Consider the following 21,400-nt stretch of genomic DNA (forward strand, 5'->3'; position numbering starts at 1 on the left):
AGCGCTCTCATGCCTGGGACAAGTACCCATTCAAATCCAGCGTCAACAGGATTGCAAGCGAACGCATCTGGCTGTATTTCAGCGGCCATGACCGACAACACGACATCCTTCCGCCCGGACGCCACTGCCGAGGCGACGTCTTCCAGTTCCACCCTCTCCGGTGCCGCTGGCGATTTCCTCGTGGCTGCGCTGTACCACTTCGCCCGCTTCCCGCGGTTCGAGAGCGTGCGCGATCCGCTGTTCAAGCTCTGTCAGGAACAGGGCGTCAAGGGCACGCTGCTTCTGGCGGCGGAAGGCATCAATGGGACGATTGCCGGAACCGATGCCGGCGTGCAGACCGTGCTCTCCTATCTGCGTGCGCAGCCGGAATTTGCGAGCCTTGAGCACAAGGAAAGCCGCGCGTCGAAGATGCCCTTCGTGCGCATGAAGGTGAAGCTGAAGAAGGAAATCGTCACCATGGGCGTGCCGGATATCGATCCCAACCGGATCGTCGGCACCTATGTCGATCCGAAGGACTGGAATGCGCTGATCTCCGATCCGGACACCATCGTCATCGATACCCGCAACGATTACGAAACGGCAATCGGCCTCTTCAAAGGCGCGGTCGATCCGCAGACCAAGACCTTCCGCGAGTTCCCCGAGTGGGTGAAGAACAATCCCGGCCTGCACAACAAGCCGAAGATCGCCATGTATTGCACCGGCGGTATTCGCTGCGAAAAGGCCACGGCCTTCATGAAGGAACAGGGCTTTGAAGATGTCTTCCACCTGAAGGGCGGCATTCTGAAATATCTGGAAGAAGTGCCGGAAGAAGAGAGCCTGTGGGAAGGCGCCTGCTTCGTCTTCGACGAGCGCGTCTCCGTGGTCCATGGTCTTGCCGAGGGCGATCACCAACTTTGCCACGCCTGCCGCAACCCGATCACCGAAGAGGTGCGCCTGTCGCCGCTCTTCGAAGAGGGCGTCTCCTGCCCAAGCTGTTACGACGACCGGACCGAAGAAGACCGCCAACGCTTCCGCGACCGCCAGAAGCAGATCGAGATCGCCAAGAAACGCGGCGAGAAGCATCTGGGGCGCTAAAGCGGTGAGCCTCCTACTGGACGCACAAAGGACGCTTTCCCTTTTTTGAATCGACGCATCGTGCTTTGCGAAAATCGAGTCCGATTTTCGGGCCGATGCTGTAATCGCGCTTAGTCGTTATGAAGCCTTCAACTGCTCCATCGGCGCATCTTGCTGCGTCAGCAACTCGTGAATGCCTGCCGCATCCAGAGGCTTGGAGAAGAGATAGCCCTGCAGCTCATCGCAGCCGCAGATCTGGAGGATCACGGCCTGGTCTTCGGTTTCGATACCCTCCGCCGTCACCGGCATGCCAAGCGAGCGGGCAAGTGCGACGGTGGCGGTCAGCATTTCCAGTGAGCGGCCGCCCTCTTCCAGCGCCACGACCAGCGACTTATCGATCTTCATGCGGTCGAAACCGAAGCGGCGCAGATAGCCGGTGCTGGCAAAGCCGGAGCCGAAATCGTCGAGCGCGATACTAAGCCCGATCTGCTGCAGCTTTTCGATGGCCGCCTGGGCGCGCTCTGGATGGTGGATGAAGTAACCTTCTGTCATTTCCAGCATGACGCGGTCCGGCGCAATTCCGGTCTCCTCCAGAACCTGCACTACATGGCCGGCAAAGGCGGGGTTGCGGAACTGGACGGGCGAGATGTTGATGGCGACCTTCAGGTCCGGCCAGGCGGCCGCTTCCTTCAGCGCCGTGCGCATGACCTGCATACCGAGCTTGTCGATCAGGCCACTCGATTCTGCTGCGGCAATGAAGACATCCGGTGAGACCGGACCGTAGCCCGGGCGGTCCCAGCGGGCCAGCGCTTCGACCCCGATGATACGGCGCGTCAGCGTGTTGACGACTGGCTGGAAGGCCACGCGGATTTCATTGTTGTCGATGCCGTATTTCAGGTCGGCTTCCAGCTGCTTGCGTTCTTCGCGGCGCGCATCGAGGTCGGCCTGATAGGCGAAATAGCGTCCGCCGCCCCCTTCTTTCGCCTCATACATGGCCATATCCGCCCGCCGCAGCAGTTCCTCGCCATGGATATCACCGCCCTTGGAAACGGCCATGCCAATGCTGCAGCCGATTGCGGCAACGCGGTCGCCCAGCATGAAGGGTTCGGAAACCAGTTCCAGCAGCGCATCGCAGAACTTGCGGCCCTCAATGCGGGCATCGGGTCCTTGCAGGGCAACGGCGAATTCGTCGCCACCGAGGCGTGCCAGCAAGGCATCCTTCGGCGCGAGAACCTTGAGTGCCGCGGCCATGGCCTTGATCAAGAGATCGCCCACCTCATGGCCAAAGGAATCGTTCACATCCTTGAAACCGTCGAGATCGAGATAGATGAGCTCCACATAGGAGCCGTCTGCACTGGCCGTCTCCGTCATGCGCTTCAGGCCACGAAACAGACCAGGGCGATTGTAGAGACCGCTCAAGCGATCGACCAGAAGCTCTTCGCGCATGACCGCTTCCTCACGTTTGAGCTTGCGGATCACGGCAAGTCCGAAGATGAAGAGCACAAGGAAAAAGACGCCGACAATGGCAAAGGCGCTGAGAACCCGCGGGCGGACTTCGTTGAGGCTGACATCGCCCGGCATGGTCGACGTCCAGGTCAGCTTCCCAAGGATCTCGCCATTCGGATCGACGATATCGACATAATAGGGCGTGGTTGCAAAGCCGTTATTGAGCGACAGCCCGTTGACCAGATAGGTCTGGCCGAGCTTGCCGACCTTTTCATCGGTCAGATGGCGAACGAAGACCAGATAGCGTTTGCCAAGCGAGGGATCGAGTTCGCCGGATTTCTTGCGCACCAGTGCGACACCGGCGGCGGCAACGCCGTCACGCGTGCGGATGAAGCCGGTCATTTCGGGATTGGTCTCCGGTCCGGCATTGCGGATGCGGTTGATCATTTCAGAAATGCTGCCGCCGAAATAGGAGCCGACGCTCCAGGGTGCCGGCGCGCCATTCTGATAGGCAAGCAGCACACCCTCCTGATCGTCCAGAACGACGGCGGTATCGAAGAGCTCGCTATTGACGGTCATGTCGCCGTAATTGCTGATGATCCAGCCGGTGCCATCCTCGGCATAGACGAAACGGGCGGCATCGTCCCAGGCGGCGTAATCATTCAGTGTCGCGCCCAGTTGATGCTGGAAGGTGGAAAGCGCCCCGCGCGTCGTCTGGAGAGAACGCTCCTCATCCAGCCGGTTGGCCATCTGCGTGACATTGGTCAGCGCCGAAAGAACAAGCGCCGTGATCAGAGCGACGATAAGCGCAAAGGCGAAAAGCACACCTGCAACCGCAGATCTCCTGCCAATCATCCTCATTCTGCTCTGCCCCACGCTGAACGCAACTATACACCTCTACAAAGCGCCATGGTGCGGGGGAAACATTCAAAAGAGATTAAAAATACGCGCAGAAATCTGGTACGAAACGTACAATTCTGCCACTTTTGCAAGAAAAAGCCCCTGCCGCGGTTGCGGAAGGGGCGCGTTTTCCAGACCGGGTGCCGGTCGATTACCAAGACGGGATGACGGTGCCGTTGTACTTTTCCAGAATGAAATTCTTCACTTCCGGGCTGTGGTAAGACTCCACCAGCGTCTTGACCCAAGGCTTGTCCTTGTCTTCCGAGCGAACCGCAATCACATTCGCATAGGGAGACTTTTCGCTTTCGATGGCGATCGAATCCTTCTTCGGGTTGAGACCGGCGGCGGTTGCATAATTGGTGTTGATCACCGACGCGTCGGTATCGTCCAGCGAACGCGGCAGTTGTGCGGCGTCGAGTTCGACGATCTGGATGTTCTTCGGGTTCTCGGTGATGTCGGCTGGCGTGACCTTGAGGCCGACAGCTTCGTTCACCTTGATCAGGCCCTTGGAAGCCAGAACCAGAAGCGCGCGGCCACCATTGGTCGGGTCGTTCGGGATGCCGACGGTTGCGCCATCCTTCAACTCGTCAAGGCTCTTCACCTTCTTGGAGTAGACGCCCATCGGCGTGGTGATGGTGGTGCCGACGCTGACGAGATCGAACTTGCGGTCGGCGATCTGGTTGTCGAGATAGGGCTGGTGCTGGAAGGAGTTGGCCTGCAACTCGCCATCGGCCAGCGCCTGGTTCGGCACGACGTAGTCGGAGAATTCGAGGATCTCGATGTCGAGGCCCTTGGTGGCTGCAATCTTCTTCACCTGCTCCATGATCTGCGCATGTTCGGCAGGGGTCACGCCGACCTTGATGGTTTCAGCCAGCGCGCTGCCTGCAAAAAGAGCTGCGAGAGAAGCAGCGATAATAAGCTTTTTCATATGTGGTCTCCTTGGGTTCATGGTTTGGTCTCGGTGAGCGCCGGTTGCCCCGATGCTTCGTTTTTCAGGTCTTGCGGTTGCGCTTGTCGAAGCTGCGGGCAAGCGCGTCACCTGCGCTTTGCACCAGCTGAACCAGCACGATGAGGACGATGACCACCGCCAGCATCACATCCGGCATGAAGCGCTGGTAGCCATAGCGAATGCCGAGGTCTCCAAGGCCGCCGCCGCCGACAGCGCCCACCATCGCCGAATAGCCGATCAGGCTGACGAGCGTGAGTGTCAGCGCGAGCGTAATGCCGGGCTTGGCTTCGGCCAGAAGCACCTTGGTGACGATCTGAAGCGGCGTTGCACCCATGGCGCGCGCCGCCTCGATCAGTCCCTTATCCACCTCGCGGATCGCCGCTTCCACCAGCCTTGCAATGAAGGGCACAGTGGCGACGGTGAGGGGCACGATGGCGGCATTGGTGCCGATCGATGTGCCGGCAACCAGCCGGGTGAAGGGAATGATCGCCACCACCAGAATGATGAAGGGCGTGGAGCGCGCCGCATTGACGATGAAGCCGATAATGCGGTTCGTCATCGGCGCTTCGAACAGCTCGCCCTTGCCGCTGGTGGCGAGAAAGATGCCGATCGGCAGTCCGAGCACGGACCCGACGATGCCGGAAACCGCCACCATATGCAGCGTCTGGATCAGGCCTTTGAGGAGAATGTTGAACAGCATATCAGGCGACATAGCCAAGCACCTCCGTCGTCAGACCCGTTTCGTCATAGAAGTGTTTCGCCCGTGCCAGAACCTCGGGCGTTGCCGGGTAGGACACGACCAGCGAGCCGAAGGGCGCCCCGGCAATCTCTTCGATGGTGCCCGCCAGAATATTCACATCCGGGCCGATCTCGGCGACAAGACGTGCAGTCAGCGGCTGGAACGCCGTATCGCCGAAGAAGACGAGACGCACCAGAATGCGGTCGCCAACAGCCGCTTCACTCTTCAGGCCGGACGTGACCCAATGCGGCAGCTTGACGCCGACGGCGGACGACAACAGGCTGCGTGTCGTCTCGTGGCGCGGATGGGTGAAGATATCGAAGGTGGAGCCCTGCTCGACGATCAACCCCTTGTCGATGACGGCAACCTGCGAAGCGATGGTCTTCACCACCTCCATCTCGTGGGTGATGAGCAGCACGGTCAGGCCAAGCTCGGCATTGATGCGCTTCAACAGTTCGAGGATCGATTGCGTGGTTTCCGGATCGAGCGCCGAGGTCGCCTCGTCGGAGAGCAGCAGCTTCGGCTCAGTCGCAAGCGCACGTGCGATGCCCACACGCTGCTTCTGGCCGCCGGAAAGCTCCGCCGGATAGCGCTTGGCTTTGTCACCGAGACCGACGAGATCGAGCAACGGCCCGACCTTGCGCTGGATCTCTTGCCTCGAGACGCCGGAAATTTCCAGCGGCAGCGCCACATTGTCGTAAGCGGTGCGCGACGATAGCAGATTGAAGTGCTGGAAGATCATGCCGACCGAGCGGCGAAGGCCACGCAAGCCGCCCTCGTCCAGCGCGCCGACATCGACGCCATCCACCACCACCTTGCCGGATGTCGGCCGTTCCAGCCCGTTGACGAGGCGGATCATGGTGGACTTGCCGGCACCCGAACGGCCGATAATGCCGGAAATGCCGCCACGCGGGACGACGAAATCCACGCCTGCAAGCGCGGTGAAGGCGGGCTGTTTGCCGTTGCCGCCAAAGGTTTTCGTCACAGCCTCGAACGCCACCATCGGGTCGGCTGTCGAGGTCGGGATAGGACGCGCTGCGCCCTTACTGATGTCGGAATTCATGCCATTGCTCTTGAGGAAACTGTCTCTTCATTCCGGCGGACGGCCCATCAGGCCACAACCGTTTACGCCGCCATAAGGCACATTCGACAATGAAAGACATCTGAGAGCATGGTCAACTTTCTGAAGTCGATGACTTTCACGCCGAACCTGCGAAGGCTTTAGCGTTTCGGCCATCTGTGTATCGCATACATGCCGGTATGCGATACCGATTTATAGGCAGAATATTTCAATTATCCGCGAATGACGGAAAAATCTGCCCGAAAGACACAGAGGTGGCTCAGTCGACCTTGGTCACGAACTGATCCAGCGGACGGCGGATCTTCTTCAGATTGACCAGCCAGTCGCCCTCTTCCTGACGATAGCCGAGCGGCAGGATCGTCACCGAGCGCAGGCCCTTCTCACGAAGGCCAAGGATCTCGTCCAGCTTGGCAGGCTCGAAACCTTCCATCGGCGTTGCATCCACGCCTTCGAAGGCGGCTTGGGCAACAGCCATGCCGAAGGCGATATAGGCCTGGCGGGCAGCGTGCTCGAAGTTTGACTCCGGATCGCGATCCGGATACATGCCAAGCAGGAACTGGCGGTACTTTTCCCAGCCTTCGTTCTTGAAGCCGCGCTCCTCATTGGTGAGGTCGAACATGTGGTTGATGCGCTCGGGCGTGTAATTGTCCCAGGCGGCGAATACGAGGAGATGCGAACCATCGGTGATCTGCGCCTGGTTCCAGGCAATCTCCTGGATCTTGGCGCGAACCTCAGGATTGGTCACGACGATGATTTCGAAGGGCTGCAGGCCGCTTGAGGTCGGAGCCAGACGCGCCGCCTCGATGATGCGGTCCACCTTGTCTTCGGACACAGACTTTGCGGGGTCCATCTTCTTCGTGGCATAGCGCCAGTTCAATTTATCAATCAGCATAGAAACTCCTTCGCGGGCCAGCCTTTGAGCGTCGACGCGACGGATCCGGCCCTTGTGAAACGAAGCACAGATAGGCGCTATTGCAGCGCACACAAGAAGGCACGGAAATGTAACCATGCGACATGGTGAGCAGTTGCAGCGCAGAAAGCCTCATCGCGCAGGATCTTCAATGGGCGGAGCTTTTGGACAACAGGTTGAGGACGAGCACACCGGCAAGGATTAGCGCCATGCCGACGAAGCCCCAGAAATCCACCCGCTGACCGAAGACGAACCATCCAAGTGTCGCCGTCAAGACGATGCCGCCGCCAGCCCAGATTGCATAGGCAACACCCACCGGAATGCGATCAAGGATCATCGACAGGAAGAAGAAAGCGGCACCATAGCCGATGACGACGGCGATGGAGGGGATAAGGACGGTGAACCCTTTCGATGCCTTGAGCGACATGGTCGCGACGACTTCGCTGATCACAGCAAGAGCGAGAATGGCATAGGCGGGCATGGGCGATCTCCAATTGTAGAGACCGCTAAACATCAGAAATTGCAGCGCCCGTCACCATCACAGTTTCGTGATATATCCGGCTTGAAGTAAAGGCCGCCGGCAGAGCGTTTGCACCAGCCAGCGGCCTTTTGCGTTGTCTTACTTCTTGGCGAAGGCCAGAAGATCGGCGTTCAGCACATCGGCGTTCACCGTCAGCATGCCGTGGGAGAAGCCCGGATAGGTCTTCAACTCACCGTTCTTCAGAAGCTTGATCGACTTGTGCGCGGAGTCCGCAATCGGAACGATCTGATCGTCTTCGCCGTGCAGCACCAGCGTCGGAACGCCGATCGCCTTCAGGTCTTCCGTCTGGTCCGTCTCGGAAAACGCCTTGATGCCATCATAATGGGCCTTTGCGCCGCCCATCATGCCCTGGCGCCACCAATTCTGGATCACGCCCTCATGCACAGTCGCGCCGTCACGGTTGAAGCCGTAGAAGGGGCCAGCCGGAACATCGCGGAAGAACTGCGCGCGGTTGGCGGCAAGAGCCGAACGGAAACCGTCGAAGACCTCGATCGGCAGACCTTCTGGATTGACCTCGGTCTTCAGCATCAGCGGCGGAACGGCGGACACCAGAACCGCCTTGGCAACGCGGCCTGCCGGTTCGCCGTGCTTGGCCACATAGCGGGCAACTTCACCGCCGCCGGTGGAATGACCGATATGGATGGCGTTTTTCAGGTCCAGCGCTTCGACAACGGCAAAGGCATCGGCTGCGTAATGGTCCATGTCGTGACCTTCCGAGACCTGTTCGGAGCGGCCGTGACCGCGCCGGTCATGGGCAACAACGCGGTAGCCGTTGGCAAGGAAGAACAGCATCTGCGCGTCCCAGTCGTCGGAAGACAGCGGCCAGCCGTGGTGGAAGACAACCGGCTGCGCGTTCTTTGGACCCCAGTCCTTGTAGAAGATCTGCACGCCGTCTTTGGTGGTAACGTATGCCATGGTGATATCTCCTTGTGGTGAATTGGTTGCTGCATAGGCGGATGAAAAATCGAGTGGCGAGAGTGCGGCTCCGGCCAGTGCCGCGCCGCCGATCAAGACGGTGCGTCTCGACATAAAAAAGCGGTTGGCATCATTGGTTGTCCCTGATTCCGTCATCGCGCTCTCCTGTCAGGTCATGCCTGGTTGCTGTTGACTTGAACAAGCTAGCGCCTTGCTCTACACAAAACACGTGGCGCAAATGACTTTATAGAAGGCAAAAGTGACAATGGTGCAAATGCAGGAGAACAGCCAGCAGCCCGATGCCCAGAAGACCGTAACGGTGGCGATGGATGCGACTGATGCTACGAATATCAGCATAATCGAAATTGCGCTACTCATCTATCCGGACTGTCAGCTGGCGGCGATCTACGGGCTGACCGATCTCTTCGGCATCGCTTCCAGCTGGGCCATGAGGCTGGAAGGGCGCAGCGGCGAAAGCAGCATCCGCATCAGCCACTGGAAGATGGAAGGCAGCACAGTCGCTTGCATCTGGGACTCGCATCCGGACCAGCCCCACGCGCTGCGCTATGTCATCGCGCCACCTAGCATCATCATGCCCGAGAAGATGCAGAGCATGACACCAGCGTCGGAATGGCTCTCAGAGCAGCACGCGGAGGGCGTGACCGTCTGCTCGGTCTGTGCGGGCGCTTTCGTGCTGGCTGAAACCGGCCTCATCAACGGACGGCGCGCCACCACCCACTGGGCCTTTGCCGACAGGCTGTCGGAACGCTTCCCCGGCATCGATGTGGCGCCCGACAATATGATCATCGACGATGGCGACGTGATCACCGCTGGCGGCATTCTCGCCTGGGCCGATCTCGGCCTGCTGCTCGTCGAAAAGCTTCTCGGCCAATCGGTGATGCTGGAGACCGCCCGCTTCCTGATCGTCGATCCGCCGCGCACCAGCCAGGCCCGCTACAAGGCCTTCCTGCCGCGCTTCGACCATGGCGACCGCGAGGTGCTGCAAATCCAGCACCAGTTCCACGCCACCCCGGAACTGCAAAAAAGCGTCGGCGAACTGGCAGACAGCGTCAACCTCTCGGAGCGCACCCTGCAACGCCGCTTCTTCCGCGCCACGAAACTGAAGCTCACCGAATATCACCAGAATGTCCGCATCATGAAGGCGCGGCAACTGCTGGAAACCACCAACGGCTCCATCGAATCCATCGCCTGGTCCGTCGGCTACACCGACCCCGCCGCGTTTCGAAAGATTTTCGGGCGACTGACGGGGACAACGCCGAATGTGTATCGGGGAGATGTGCGGGGGTGAGCTGAACTCCGTACATGCTAAAAAATCGCAAGCCTTAGGCGACGACATCATTACGCGCATCATTCTCTAATAGAGCTGCCGACAAGATTATCCCTTGAGAAACAGAAGCCGTTCATCGACGCGACCTGGCGTCACCTCATGGATCTCGGCCTGCACCACCCGCTCCGCCACAAACGGATCTTCCTGAAGGAGCGCCTCAAGGCGTTCCTCATCGATATTGTGGGCAAGAAGCGTTCCGCCCGCGTTCGGCTGAAGGCTGCCTGCAAGCAGGAATATACCGCTATCGAAACCTTTTCTAATCCAGGCATTGTGCTGCTCCAGCAACTGAGAAGCCTTCGCCTTGTTGTCGGAGAATCTGAGAAAGACAATGAACATGACGTTTCCTGTTGTTTGAACTGGATTGGAAAGGAGACAGGAGACAATCGCACTACGATGCGACATCCATATGCTTAGAGCGAGCTTTCGAGACGTTCGGTTTCGATATGCTTCAACCATTCCTTCATCTGGGCAACCTCGCGCTCAACGAAGTCCTGATCCTGGAATGCGTTGAAAAGGGTCGCTGCGCCCTGGCTTCGAGAAAGGAGATGCATGGCCAGGATATCGGCATCGTCTTCCCGACCGAGCGCGACAAACTGACGACGCAGCCACATGCGGAACAGTGTAAATAGTCGTCCCGCATCCGGCTGGGCCGGATGATTCAGCTTCGCCAATTCGCTCGTCAAAGTGCCGATGGGGCAGCCATATAGTTTGATCTTATCCCCATTGACGATCAGAATATCGATGAAACTGTTGATCCGGTCCGCCGGTGTCCTGCCCTCTATCTCCCATCGTGTCAGCATGGCGCCGCGATCAGCCAGACGTTTTTCAATCACCGCTTCGAGGATATCGTCCTTGGTTTTGAAGTGATGATAGAAGTTGCCGCGAGAAATCTTCACCAGTCCGGCAATGTCGGCGAAAGATGTATGGTCAAAGCCTTTTCGATAGAAAAGGTCATCCGCCACCTTGACGATCTCCTCGCGTGTCGTCGAACTCATCGCAGCCCCCAGACTTAAAGAACTCAATGATTAGGTCATTTGTCCTAATCACCATTAGGACAAATGACCTAAACTTGTCAACGCAATGCGGGTAAAACACATCACCCCGGATTTGACCCCGGGGTGATGCTCTCATTTTGAACGACTAGTTCGCAAACCTTAAACGTAGCGATTGACCACGTTTTCGAGATATTCCTGACGGCCAGACTTGGGCTCGGGGTTGATGTTTTCCCGCTCCACCTTGGCCGCGATCTCTTCCAGCTTCATCTCGCCGCGCAGCATCTTCTGGGCTTCCGGCTGGTCCCACTTGGCGTAGCGCTCAGCAAGCGGCTTGGAGAGCGCGCCGTCTTCCACCATCTTCGCCGCAGCCTTGAGGCCGCGGGCGCAGCAATCCATGCCGCCGATATGGCCGATCAGCAGATCTTCCGGGTCGAGCGACTGGCGGCGCAGCTTGGAATCGAAGTTCGTGCCACCGGTGGTGAAGCCGCCGGCCTGCAGGACCTGGTAGTAAGCAAGCGCCATTTCCGGCACGTTGTTGGGGAACTGGTCGGTATCCCAGCCGGACTGGTAGTCGTTGCGGTTCATATCGATGGAGCCGAAGATGCCGAGCGTGTTGGCAAGCGCCAGCTCATGCTCGAAGGTATGGCCTGCAAGGATCGCGTGGCCCTGTTCGATGTTCATCTTCACTTCGTTTTCGAGGCCGTACTTCTTCAGGAAGCCGTAGACGGTCGCGACATCGTAATCATATTGATGCTTGGTCGGCTCCTGCGGCTTCGGCTCGACGAGGATCGTGCCCTTGAAACCGATCTTGTATTTGTACTCCACGACCATGTGCAGCATGCGCGCCATCTGGTCGAATTCACGCGACAGGTCGGTGTTGAGCAGCGTCTCATAACCTTCGCGACCGCCCCACAGAACATAGTTCTCGCCGCCGAGCTTCATCGTGGCGTCCATGCAGGTCTTGATGGTGGCTGCCGAATAGGCAAACACATCCGGATCTGGATTGGTGGAGGCACCGGCCATGAAGCGGCGGTTGGAGAAGAGGTTCGCCGTGCCCCAGAGAAGCTTGACGCCGGTCTCTTCCTGCTTCTTCTGCAGGTAGTCGACGATCTCGTTGAGGTTCTTGGTGCTCTCGGCAAAGGTCTTGCCTTCAGGACGCGCATCCGCATCGTGGAAGCAATAGTAAGGCGCGCCGAGCAGGCTGAACATTTCGAACGCCACATCGGCCTTCAGCTTGGCCTTCTGCATGTCATCGCCAAACCAGGGACGATCAAAGGTGCGTCCGCCGAAGGGATCGCTGCCCTCCCAGGCGAAGGAGTGCCAGTAGGCGACCGCAAAGCGCAGATGGTCTTCCATGCGCTTGCCGAGAACAACCTCGTCCGGGTTGTAGTGGCGAAACGCCAACGGATTGGTGCTGTCGGGGCCTTCATATTTGACCTTGGCGATATTGCCGAAAAATCCAGTGCTCATTGTTGCTTCTCCCTTGGTGGTGCGTGGTGTGTCGGTAGAGGGTGTGGTTCACCCCCTCTGCCCTGCCGGGCATCTCCCCCTCACGGGGGGAGATCGATTCGTGGTGGGCGCTCGACCCCATCGTGATCGCTATCGATCCCAGCGAGGCCGTAATGGACGTGGCGCCGGTGAACCCAGCCGATCTCCCCCCTTGAGGGGGAGATGTCCGGCAGGACAGAGGCGGGGTAAACCCCACCCTCAACCCCGCCTAATGCGAAAGCGGCTTGATCGCAGGATAAAGCGCCCGATATCGCCCATAAGCCTCTTCGTAAGCGCCTGATAGCGATGTGACCGGCTCGATCGTCTCCTCCGTCTCCGGCTGGCTGCAGACCGCAAGCGGATCGGCCCCCGTCGCGGCAATCAGGCCGAGACGCGCCGCCCCGAAGGCCGCACCGAAATCGCCTTCCGCCGGAATATCGACCGGCACGCCGAGCGAGGTGGCAATCGAGGCCAGCCAGTAGCGCGAACGCGATCCGCCGCCGATGGCGGTCACACGCGAGATCGAGGTACCAGCCGATTTCAGCGCCTCGAGATTGTCGCGGATCGCAAAGGTCACGCCTTCCAGCACGGCCTGCGTCAGCGCCTTGCGGTCGCTTTCATGCGAAAGACCGATGAAGGAGCCGCGAATGGCCGCGTCATTGTGCGGCGTGCGTTCGCCGGAAAGATAGGGCGCGAAGGTGACGCCGGTTGGCGCTTGCAGGTCGTCGCCCAACTCGCTGGAAAGTTCGGACGCCGATTTGCCGGCAATGCCGGAATACCAGTTGAGCGCATCGGTGGCCGACAGGATCACGCCCATCTGGTGCCAGGTGTTGGGCAGCGCGTGGCAGAAGGCGTGAACCGCGCTCTCCGGCTTCGGCAGATAGGAGGCATTGGCGGCAAAGAGTACGCCGGACGTGCCAAGCGACACGAAGGCATGGCCTTCGGCAACCGTGCCCATGCCGCAGGCGGATGCGGCATTGTCGCCGGCGCCACCGGCCACGACGACCTTGCCGGAAATGCCCCAGGCAGCGGCCAGCTCGGAGCGCAGAACACCCGCCTCATCCGTGCCTTCCACCAGAGACGGCATATGAGTCTCATCAAGATCGGTTGCCGCAAGCAGCTCGGAAGACCACTTGCGCGCGCCCGTATCGAGCCACGAGGTACCGGCGGAATCGGACATTTCGGAGATGTATTCGCCTGTCAGCCACAGCCGCAGATAATCCTTCGGCAGCAGAACCTTGGCGACCTTGGCAAAAATCTCAGGCTCGTTGTTCTTCACCCAAACGAGCTTCGGCGCAGTAAAGCCGGGGAAGACGATATTGCCGGTGATCTGGCGAAAGCGCGGGTCCGCGTCGAGCTTCGCAGCTTCCGCATAGGATCGCGTATCGTTCCACAGGATCGAGGGGCGAAGAACGTCGCCGCTCGCATCGACCAGCGTGGCGCCATGCATCTGGCCGGAGAGGCCGATGCCCTTGACCGCCGAAAGCTCGGCCGGAAACTTCGCTTTCAGCCCGGCAACCGCCGTTTCGGTCGCCTTGATCCAATGGGCCGGATCCTGCTCCGACCAGCCGTGATGCGGACGCGAGACATCCAGCGCGCCATTGGCCGAACCGATGACCGTCTGATCGCCATCGATCAGCAGCGCCTTCACGCCGGATGTGCCAAGATCAAGACCGAGATACATATCGTCCTCCAAGATTGGATGTGAATGTGCTGGAGCAGTTCCAGCCGGGCCGTGCCCGAAATGGGTTGAAACGAGGGTCGCTCAAGGCAGATTGTCCCTCAGGAATATGTCGATACGGATACGCTCCTGCGCCTCGATGACGGCAAGCCCATCGGCGCGGGCCTTGAGGACGCGAATGGCGCTGCGCACCTCATGACCTGCATCCTGGTTCAGCACCGCATCCAGCGTGCCATCGCGAAGTGCTGCGGCGGTCGTGTCGTTCAGTTCGTGGGCAATGACGCAAGGTCTCAAACCGTCATGCGCCTTCAGCGCCCGGATCAGACCGCGATTGCCCGCGCCAAGGCTATAGAGCCCGGCAAGCGTGAGATTGTCGCGCAGAGTGTCTCCGACCAGCGCTTCCACCCTCTCGGCATCGTCGCGCCCTTCCAGAACCGGACGGATGGAGAGATGTGGAAACTCCGCCTCGATCACACCTTCGAAGCCGGCCAGACGCTCGCGGTGATCCTTCACCAGCATGGAGCCCGCCAGAACCGCGATCTCGGCCTCCTCCTTGGGCAGGAACCGCCCCATCAGGCTCGCCGCCGTGCGGCCCGCTGCGGCGTTATCGACGCCTGCAAAATGATCGCGCTTCGAGCCCGTCAGATCCGACACCAGCGTCACCACGGCAATGCCGCTGTCAGCGAGCCGATCCGTCGCCTCCACCACATCCTCGGAATCGATCGCGACAAAGGCAACGCCCGACGGCTTTTCCAGCCGCGCCACATCCAGCGCCTGGGTCAGTGCCGCCGCATCGAAGGGCGGCACCTCGATGATGCGGATCGACGTGCGCTCCACATAGGAGCGAGAGGCCGCACACCTCACCTCGTTGCGAAGCCCGGCCATGAAGGAATTGTCATTGTTGGGAAGAATGAAGACCAGCGCATAACTGCGCCCCTTGGCGAGGTTGGCGGCGGCGATATCGCGCACATAGCCAAGCTCGGAAATCGCCGCTTCCACCTTGGCGCGGGTCAGCTGATGCACGCCCGGACGCAGATTGATCACCCGGTCGACGGTGGCGAGACTGACCCCTGCCTTTGACGCAATATCGTGAACTGTCGGCTTCATGCTTCCTCCCGGCGCAACGTCATAGAGGAGTTTCTGAGGTACGTAAATCAGAAAATGATGTACGTACCTCATGAAGAGCCTCACGCGCCGGGGCGGCCACTCTTACCGATCATGTCAAGGTTTGCAGATAGTCCTCGAAACGCTTTCCCTTTTCCGGACGGAAGTGTTTTCCCGTCCGCTCGACGCCTTCGATCCGGTCGACACGCAAATTGCGGAAGTCATTCTTCGTTTCGCACCAGATCGTCAAAAGCCACACCTCGTCGAAGACAGTCAGGCCCAAAGGGCGGGCAAGACGCTGGCTTCTGGCCTCCTTCAGATCGAGGTATCGAATATCGAGGAAGGCTTTTTCTCTGATGGCTTTTCGCAGGAAACCGAGATGGACGCCGGTTTTCGTATCCCCGGGGGCATGCTGCGAAACGGCGCGAAACGGCAAACGCGCATATGCCTCGCCAGCTTCGCCATCCATGACGGCGCTGACCTTGGCCGACACACGCCTTGCGGCGTCAGACAATTCCCCGTCTGCCCGCGCCGCGATCAGCCAGGTGCCCAGCATAATCGCCTCCAACTCGTCCGCATCGAATTGCAGCGGCGGCAGAAAATATCCGCGTTCCATGCAATAGCCGATACCAGCCTCCCCGCGCACGGGGGCGCCCATGGCCTGTAGGGTTGCCATATCCCTGTAGATCGTTCGAAGCGAGACATTGAGGTCAACGGCCAATGTTTCGGCTGAAACCGGGCTCAGCCGACCGCGAAGATTATCCAGCAATGCGAAGAGTCGAAGCGTGCGCATATCTCGTCAATCGCATATCACTCCTGCCGGAAACTGTCAGGATGAAAACCGTATGACCCGGCTCCAAACTCAAAGGAGCTGTCATGACCACGTTACTTTATGAAATCGTCACCTACACGGTCACGGATGAGAACGAAGCAGATGCCGCACGCGACGCGGCGCGGGAACGGCTTGCGACCTTTCCCGGCTTCATTCACTGGTCTCCATTCACGCGGGTGGACGGCGCGCGCACCCGCGTCGATCTGGTGGCGTGGCGCAGCCTGGAAGAAGCCAATTCGGCGGCGAGAATGGTTGCGAGCGCTGCCGAATTCGCTGGCTTCCGGGCATCTGTCTCCAGTTGTATCAGTATGCAGCATTACCGGCTGCCGCCGGTCTCTCAACACCCTATCGCCAACGGGAGCGGTGTGGAAATCGGACGCTTCCGCCTGAAACAGGGGGTAGACGAAGCCGACATGCGCAAGGCCCATGCTGCGATGGTGGAGAACCACCTCTCGCGACAGACGGGCTGGCGCCGCCAGCATCTGGTCAAGCTCGATGACGGGGTGTTTCTGGATCTCGCCTTTGCGGATGCGCGCCTGAGCGCGGAAAAAATTTGTTCGAGCTGGCGCGGGCAGTTGGACTGCGATGCATTTCTTGCATTGATCGAACCTCAGAGCATGGAGTTCGGCACCATGCTGTAGGCGTCGTGAAAATAGCCCCCCCAAAAAAGGGGCCACCGTTTCCGGTGACCCCACATGCGCTGCGGTGGATAGGTAAACCTCAATGCGCCGCGTCGGGCGGCGGGGCCGCCTTCGGCTTTTTGATCAGCACCGTCAGGAAGATGAGGCCGGTGAACAGGAAGGTCAGCAGCAGGAAGACATCGGCAAAGGCCAGGATCCAGGCCTGTTGCGATACCACGCCGACGAGCTTCTTGATCGCCACCGAGGAGCCGTCGAGGCCATAGGAGTCGTAATTGCCGCCGACGCTGCTCAGCCAATCCAGCGCTGCCGGATTGCCGTAATTCACATGCTCGGCAATGCGGACATAGTGGTCGTCGGTGCGCTGGCTGAGCAAGGTGTTGATGATGGCAAGACCGACCGCGCCGCCCAAGTTACGCGTGAGGTTGAAGAGACCGGATGCGTTCTTGATGCGGGCGGGCGGAAGCGTGCCGAGCGCGATGTTGTTGATCGGCACCATGCACATCATGAGACCGAAACCGCGCAGGATCTGCGGGATCAGAAGCTCGTTGAAGTCCCAATCGGCCGTGACATGCGTCATGATCCAGGTCCCGGCGGCAAAGCTGATGAAGCCGATCGCCATCATCACCCGCGGATCGAGCTTGGCTGAAAGCCGCCCTGCAATCGGCGCGGTGAAGAACATGGTCAGACCCGAAACGAACATCGTCTCACCGATCATCAGCGCATCATAGCCGCGCACACGCCCCAGATAGAGCGGGTAGAGATAGGTCAGGCCATAAAGACCGATACCCATGACGAAGGAAAACAGCGAGCCGATGGAGAAATTTCGGTCGGCAAAGGCGCGCAGATCCACCACCGGGAAATCCACCTTGAAGGCCCGCCAGAAGAACACAACTGCCCCGATCGTCATGGCAATCGCGGCAATGACGATATTCTCGTCATTGAACCAGTCGTTGTTGTTGCCCTCTTCCAGCACATATTCCAGCGATCCGAGGAACACGCCCATGGAGAGCAAGCCCCACCAGTCGAACTTCTTCCACAGCGAGGTTTCCGGCTTGTCGAAATCGATCAGGCTCCAGGTCAGAATGGTGACGATGATGCCGGGAATGATGTTGACGAGGAACAGCCAGTGCCAGGAAAAGGCATTGGAGAGATAACCGCCGACCGTCGGGCCGATGGTGGGCGCAAGCGTTGCGACAAGACCGATGATCGGCGAAACGATGGGGCGCTTGGAGGGCGGGAAAATGGTGAAGGCCGCGGCAAAGACCGACGGGATCATGCCGCCACCGATGAAGCCCTGGATCGCGCGATAGACGATCATCTGGTCGATATTCGTCGCGGTGGCGCAAAGCGCGCTGGAAATGGTGAAGCCCGCCGCACAGGTGGCAAACAGCACGCGGGTAGAGAGGATGCGCGCCAGCGTGCCCGACAACGGAATCATGATGACTTCCGCAATCAGGTAGGAGGTCTGCACCCAGGCGATCTCATCCGAACCGGCACCGAGACCGGCCTGGATCTCGGCCAGCGAGGCCGAAACGATCTGAATGTCGAGGATCGACATGAACATGCCGAAGACCATGGCGAAGAACGCGATCAGGCGTCTTCGATCCATCGGCGGGTCGACGGCGGCCGTGGTGCCGCCGCTCATGCTGGCTGTAGCCGCCATAATGCTTGTCCCTACCTTGATCCGGGCCGCCGGTTACTTGGACTGGTTCTGCGCTGCCTGGGTGTCGGCCTGCTTTGGCGCCGTGCGCGTATCGACATCGACAACGACGCTCAAGCCCGCACGCAGGTGGTGCTTGTCGATGTCTTCCTTGGAAAGAACGATACGCACCGGTACGCGCTGGATCACCTTGGTGAAGTTGCCCGTGGCGTTTTCCGGCGGCAGCATGGAGAAGACCGAGCCGGATGCCGGCGAGATCGACTGCACCGTGCCTTCGATCGCGTCGTCATCGAAGGCATCCACATGCACCTTCACCTTGGAACCGGGCACGACTTCAGCGAGCTGCGTTTCCTTGAAATTGGCATCGACATAAAGCTGGTTCATCGGCACCAGTGAAGCCAGGCGCTTGCCAGCAGAGACGAGATCGCCCGTCTGGACCGAAAGATTGCCGATCACGCCATCATAGGGCGCGCGAAGCACGGTGAAGGAGAGATCGCGGGCTGCCTTGTCACGCGCCAGCTCCAGCGATTTGATCGAGCCTTCGGCCTCTTTACGCTGCGCCTTCAGGAGCGCGATATTGGCCTCAGCTGCAACCACATTTGCCTGACCGGCAGCGAGATTCGCCTTGGCCTGTTCGAGTGCGATGCGGGCATTGTCGGCGGATGCGGCGGTGCCGACATCCTTGGACTGCAACTCGGTGGCACGCTTATTGTTGATCTCGGCACCCTGAAGGGCTGCGTCAAGCGCGCCCTTCTGGGCAACGGCCTGTGCCAATGCTGCCTCACCGCCTGCGATCTGCGCGTCGATGCGGTTCAAGGACAACTGCTGCGTGGCAAGCTGCGCCTCGGCCTGTTCCAGTGCAAGGCGATAGTCGCCATCATCCAGCGTCACCAGCGGATCGCCAGCCTTGACCTGCTGGTTGGCGACAATATCCACCTTCGCCACATAGCCGGAAACCTTCGGCGAAATCACCGCGATGTCGCCATGCACATAGGCGTCGTCGGTCGACACCATGAAGCGGCCCGTCGTCCAGTAGTCATAGCCATACCAGGCAGCGCCTGCGAGCAACGCAAGACCGATGATCGGCAGAAGGAAGGGCTTACGCTTCTTTTTCTGAACAGGCGGCTGTACGGGCGCTGCGGCCTTCGCGGCCTCTGCCGGACGGTTTTCCTCAGTGCGGGCCTCAGCCTGGACTCTGGTCTGGGCTTCTGCTTCTTCAGACGAATTGATCGCCCGGACTGCGCCACTCTTTTGAGACGACATGGTAGACACCTGGTTATACGAAATTTGTTGAACTGAACCGTTCGGTTCGATTGACATAATCGGTTTTAACCCACATATCAAGTGGCATCGAACCACTCGGTTCGATATATTGAATCGGGTGTTAACCGCGATCGGACGGAAGACGATGACAGAGAAGGTAATCGAGGACGCATGTTCGACCGCCGCATCGGGTGGACGCTTTGCGGCGGGCGAAGACCCCTCCAAGCGCGAACAGATCCTCGATGGCGCGTGGCGCATGTTCAGGCAAAAGGGCTTCGATGCCGCCAGCATGAACGATATCACCCGGGAAGCCGGGGTTTCCAAGGGTACGATCTATGTCTACTTCGCCAATAAGGAAGAGTTGTTCGCCGCTTTGATAGACCGGCACCGGCGCGAATTTGCCGAATCCATGCGCGATATTCTGGCCGGCACAGAAGAGGTCCACGAAGGTCTTCGCCAGTTCGGCACCGCCTTTGCCACACGGTTGGTTTGCACGGACATGATACCTGCCATGCGCTCACTGCTTGGCGTGATCGACCGTATGCCCAACCTGTCGCGCCGTTTCTTCTCCTCCGCGCCGAACAATGTCCGCATCGTTCTGGAAGAATTCATTCGCCATCACATTGAAAATGGCAGCCTCCAAGTCGACGACATCGAGTTGGCAGCCCGCCAGTTCATCGAACTCTCCACCGGCACCTTCTTCAAATTCCGCCTTTTTGGCGAACTCGAAGGCCCCGTGCCCGATGATGAACTGGAACGCGTGATCTCCAGCGCCATCCGCGTCTTCATGGCCGCTTACGGAACAAAAGCCGCCTGAAGCCATTGACCCTTCCGAGTCAGTCTGAAGCGCCGCCGGGAACCTCTCCTGACGGCGCTTTTGACATGCTTGCGTCGCAACTTATTCGTTATAGATTGCCCATTATCTGCGTTATCACCGTCGAATAATAACCTTCAGTTGAAAGGAAGTCCGGCCCGATGGAGTCCATCGTCCCTCTTTTGTCAGATCCCACCGCATGGGTGGCGCTCGTCACCCTCATCGTCATGGAAGTGGTGCTGGGTATCGACAACCTGATCTTCATCTCGATCCTGACCAACAAGCTGCCGGAAAACCAGCGTGAAAAGGCAAGGCGCATCGGCATCGGGCTGGCGCTCATCATGCGCCTTGGCCTGCTCGGCACTGTCGCCTGGATCGTGCAGCTGACGGAACCCGTCTTCGAAGTCTTCGGCCAGCCCTTCTCGTGGAAGGATATCATCCTCATCGTCGGCGGTCTCTTCCTTGTCTGGAAGGCCACCAAGGAAATCCACCACAATGTCGACCCGATCGACCACAAGGAAGACATGGTCGGCGGCAAGGCGGCGATTACCAGCTTCTCGTCGGCCATCGTCCAGATCCTGCTTCTCGATCTCGTCTTCTCGGTGGACAGCATCATCACCGCGGTCGGCATGACCCCGCACGTTCCGATCATGGTGGTTGCCGTCATCGTCGCCGTCACCGTCATGCTGCTCGCCGCAACCCCGCTTGCCAACTTCATCGAGCGTAACCCAACCGTCGTCATGCTGGCGCTCGCCTTCCTGCTGATGATCGGCACGACGCTGATCGCAGAGGGCATGGGCTTCCATGTGCCGAAAGGCTACGTCTATGCCGCCATGGCGTTTTCGGCGCTGGTGGAGGTGCTCAACATCGTCTCGCGCAATTCCAAGCGCAAGAAGAGCAGCACCCTGCATTGACGCTTCAAAGACAGGCTGGAGCCCGTAACTGCTGCGGGCTCCGGCAAAAGCTGGGATTCTCACCCGCCGCTACGCTAGAGCGTTTCCTTGTTAAATAGAAACGCTCTAGGGCTGAGGGATAAGCAA

At 59.4% G+C, this 21,400-nt stretch carries 20 protein-coding genes; 5 read left to right on the forward strand and 15 right to left on the reverse strand.

Going from position 1 to position 21,400, the window contains the following annotated elements:
• The first annotated feature begins 87 nt into the window (after nt 1–87).
• Nucleotides 88–1,074, forward strand: coding sequence for a rhodanese-related sulfurtransferase (locus QE435_RS12215; protein ID WP_306934431.1), 987 nt, complete (start codon nt 88–90; stop codon nt 1,072–1,074).
• Between the two features lie 117 nt (nt 1,075–1,191).
• On the opposite strand, the gene QE435_RS12220 is transcribed toward QE435_RS12215, so the two are convergent.
• From QE435_RS12220 to QE435_RS12250, 7 genes are all read right to left on the reverse strand, one after another.
• Nucleotides 1,192–3,354 (reverse strand): bifunctional diguanylate cyclase/phosphodiesterase, encoded by a 2,163-nt coding sequence (locus tag QE435_RS12220; RefSeq protein ID WP_349041539.1) that lies wholly within the window; start codon nt 3,352–3,354, stop codon nt 1,192–1,194.
• Nucleotides 3,355–3,550: 196 nt separating this feature from the next.
• A complete protein-coding gene (locus tag QE435_RS12225; RefSeq protein WP_306934433.1) occupies nt 3,551–4,327 on the reverse strand; it encodes a MetQ/NlpA family ABC transporter substrate-binding protein in 777 nt (258 codons plus the stop codon).
• A gap of 64 nt (nt 4,328–4,391) precedes the next feature.
• A complete protein-coding gene (locus tag QE435_RS12230; RefSeq protein WP_306934434.1) occupies nt 4,392–5,060 on the reverse strand; it encodes a methionine ABC transporter permease in 669 nt (222 codons plus the stop codon).
• Nucleotides 5,050–6,090: a methionine ABC transporter ATP-binding protein gene (locus QE435_RS12235; protein WP_349042849.1), complete on the reverse strand. Its 1,041-nt coding sequence runs from the start codon at nt 6,088–6,090 to the stop codon at nt 5,050–5,052. Before QE435_RS12235 ends, QE435_RS12230 begins: the two co-directional genes overlap by 11 nt.
• Nucleotides 6,091–6,427: 337 nt before the next feature.
• Complete coding sequence (locus QE435_RS12240; protein ID WP_349041540.1) at nt 6,428–7,060, reverse strand: NAD(P)H-dependent oxidoreductase; 633 nt, start codon at nt 7,058–7,060, stop codon at nt 6,428–6,430.
• Between the two features lie 166 nt (nt 7,061–7,226).
• Entirely contained in the window at nt 7,227–7,559 is a 333-nt protein-coding gene (locus tag QE435_RS12245; RefSeq protein ID WP_306934436.1) for an SMR family transporter, read from the reverse strand.
• Nucleotides 7,560–7,697: 138 nt separating this feature from the next.
• Nucleotides 7,698–8,534 carry an alpha/beta hydrolase gene (locus QE435_RS12250; RefSeq protein WP_349042850.1) on the reverse strand — a complete coding sequence of 279 codons (837 nt, stop codon included), beginning with the start codon at nt 8,532–8,534 and terminating at the stop codon, nt 7,698–7,700.
• Between the two features lie 265 nt (nt 8,535–8,799).
• Between QE435_RS12250 and QE435_RS12255 the strand changes: the two genes are divergently transcribed.
• Nucleotides 8,800–9,843 carry a GlxA family transcriptional regulator gene (locus tag QE435_RS12255; protein ID WP_349042851.1) on the forward strand — a complete coding sequence of 348 codons (1,044 nt, stop codon included), beginning with the start codon at nt 8,800–8,802 and terminating at the stop codon, nt 9,841–9,843.
• Between the two features lie 87 nt (nt 9,844–9,930).
• On the opposite strand, the gene QE435_RS12260 is transcribed toward QE435_RS12255, so the two are convergent.
• The 6 genes from QE435_RS12260 to QE435_RS12285 form a co-directional block, all read right to left on the reverse strand.
• Nucleotides 9,931–10,218, reverse strand: coding sequence for a hypothetical protein (locus QE435_RS12260; protein WP_306934437.1), 288 nt, complete (start codon nt 10,216–10,218; stop codon nt 9,931–9,933).
• 74 nt (nt 10,219–10,292) lie between these two features.
• A complete protein-coding gene (locus QE435_RS12265) occupies nt 10,293–10,877 on the reverse strand; it encodes a TetR/AcrR family transcriptional regulator (RefSeq protein WP_349041541.1) in 585 nt (194 codons plus the stop codon).
• A gap of 159 nt (nt 10,878–11,036) precedes the next feature.
• Nucleotides 11,037–12,347, reverse strand: a complete 1,311-nt coding sequence (gene xylA / locus QE435_RS12270; protein ID WP_349041542.1) for a xylose isomerase — start codon at nt 12,345–12,347, stop codon at nt 11,037–11,039.
• 247 nt (nt 12,348–12,594) lie between these two features.
• Nucleotides 12,595–14,049 (reverse strand): xylulokinase, encoded by a 1,455-nt coding sequence (xylB, locus tag QE435_RS12275; protein WP_349041543.1) that lies wholly within the window; start codon nt 14,047–14,049, stop codon nt 12,595–12,597.
• Between the two features lie 81 nt (nt 14,050–14,130).
• Entirely contained in the window at nt 14,131–15,153 is a 1,023-nt protein-coding gene (locus QE435_RS12280) for a LacI family DNA-binding transcriptional regulator (RefSeq protein WP_349041544.1), read from the reverse strand.
• A gap of 109 nt (nt 15,154–15,262) precedes the next feature.
• Nucleotides 15,263–15,943 (reverse strand): YafY family protein, encoded by a 681-nt coding sequence (locus QE435_RS12285; RefSeq protein ID WP_349041545.1) that lies wholly within the window; start codon nt 15,941–15,943, stop codon nt 15,263–15,265.
• An 83-nt stretch (nt 15,944–16,026) separates the two neighbouring features.
• Here QE435_RS12285 and QE435_RS12290 point away from each other — a divergent pair, with 83 nt between their 5' ends.
• Nucleotides 16,027–16,623, forward strand: a complete 597-nt coding sequence (locus QE435_RS12290; RefSeq protein WP_349041546.1) for a hypothetical protein — start codon at nt 16,027–16,029, stop codon at nt 16,621–16,623.
• Nucleotides 16,624–16,702: 79 nt separating this feature from the next.
• Here the strand turns inward: QE435_RS12290 and QE435_RS12295 are convergent, their stop codons facing one another.
• Together QE435_RS12295 and QE435_RS12300 are read right to left on the reverse strand one after the other, a co-directional pair.
• Nucleotides 16,703–18,286: a DHA2 family efflux MFS transporter permease subunit gene (locus QE435_RS12295; protein WP_306934443.1), complete on the reverse strand. Its 1,584-nt coding sequence runs from the start codon at nt 18,284–18,286 to the stop codon at nt 16,703–16,705.
• A gap of 33 nt (nt 18,287–18,319) precedes the next feature.
• A complete protein-coding gene (locus tag QE435_RS12300; protein WP_349041547.1) occupies nt 18,320–19,546 on the reverse strand; it encodes an HlyD family secretion protein in 1,227 nt (408 codons plus the stop codon).
• A 145-nt stretch (nt 19,547–19,691) separates the two neighbouring features.
• Here QE435_RS12300 and QE435_RS12305 point away from each other — a divergent pair, with 145 nt between their 5' ends.
• Both QE435_RS12305 and QE435_RS12310 read left to right on the forward strand, forming a co-directional pair.
• Nucleotides 19,692–20,363, forward strand: coding sequence for a TetR/AcrR family transcriptional regulator (locus QE435_RS12305; protein WP_349041548.1), 672 nt, complete (start codon nt 19,692–19,694; stop codon nt 20,361–20,363).
• Nucleotides 20,364–20,521: 158 nt separating this feature from the next.
• Nucleotides 20,522–21,274 (forward strand): TerC family protein, encoded by a 753-nt coding sequence (locus QE435_RS12310; protein WP_349041549.1) that lies wholly within the window; start codon nt 20,522–20,524, stop codon nt 21,272–21,274.
• Nucleotides 21,275–21,400 lie beyond the last annotated feature (126 nt).

Origin of the sequence: Agrobacterium sp. SORGH_AS 787 (genome assembly GCF_030819035.1) — a bacterium.
Taxonomy (GTDB): domain Bacteria; phylum Pseudomonadota; class Alphaproteobacteria; order Rhizobiales; family Rhizobiaceae; genus Agrobacterium; species Agrobacterium larrymoorei_B.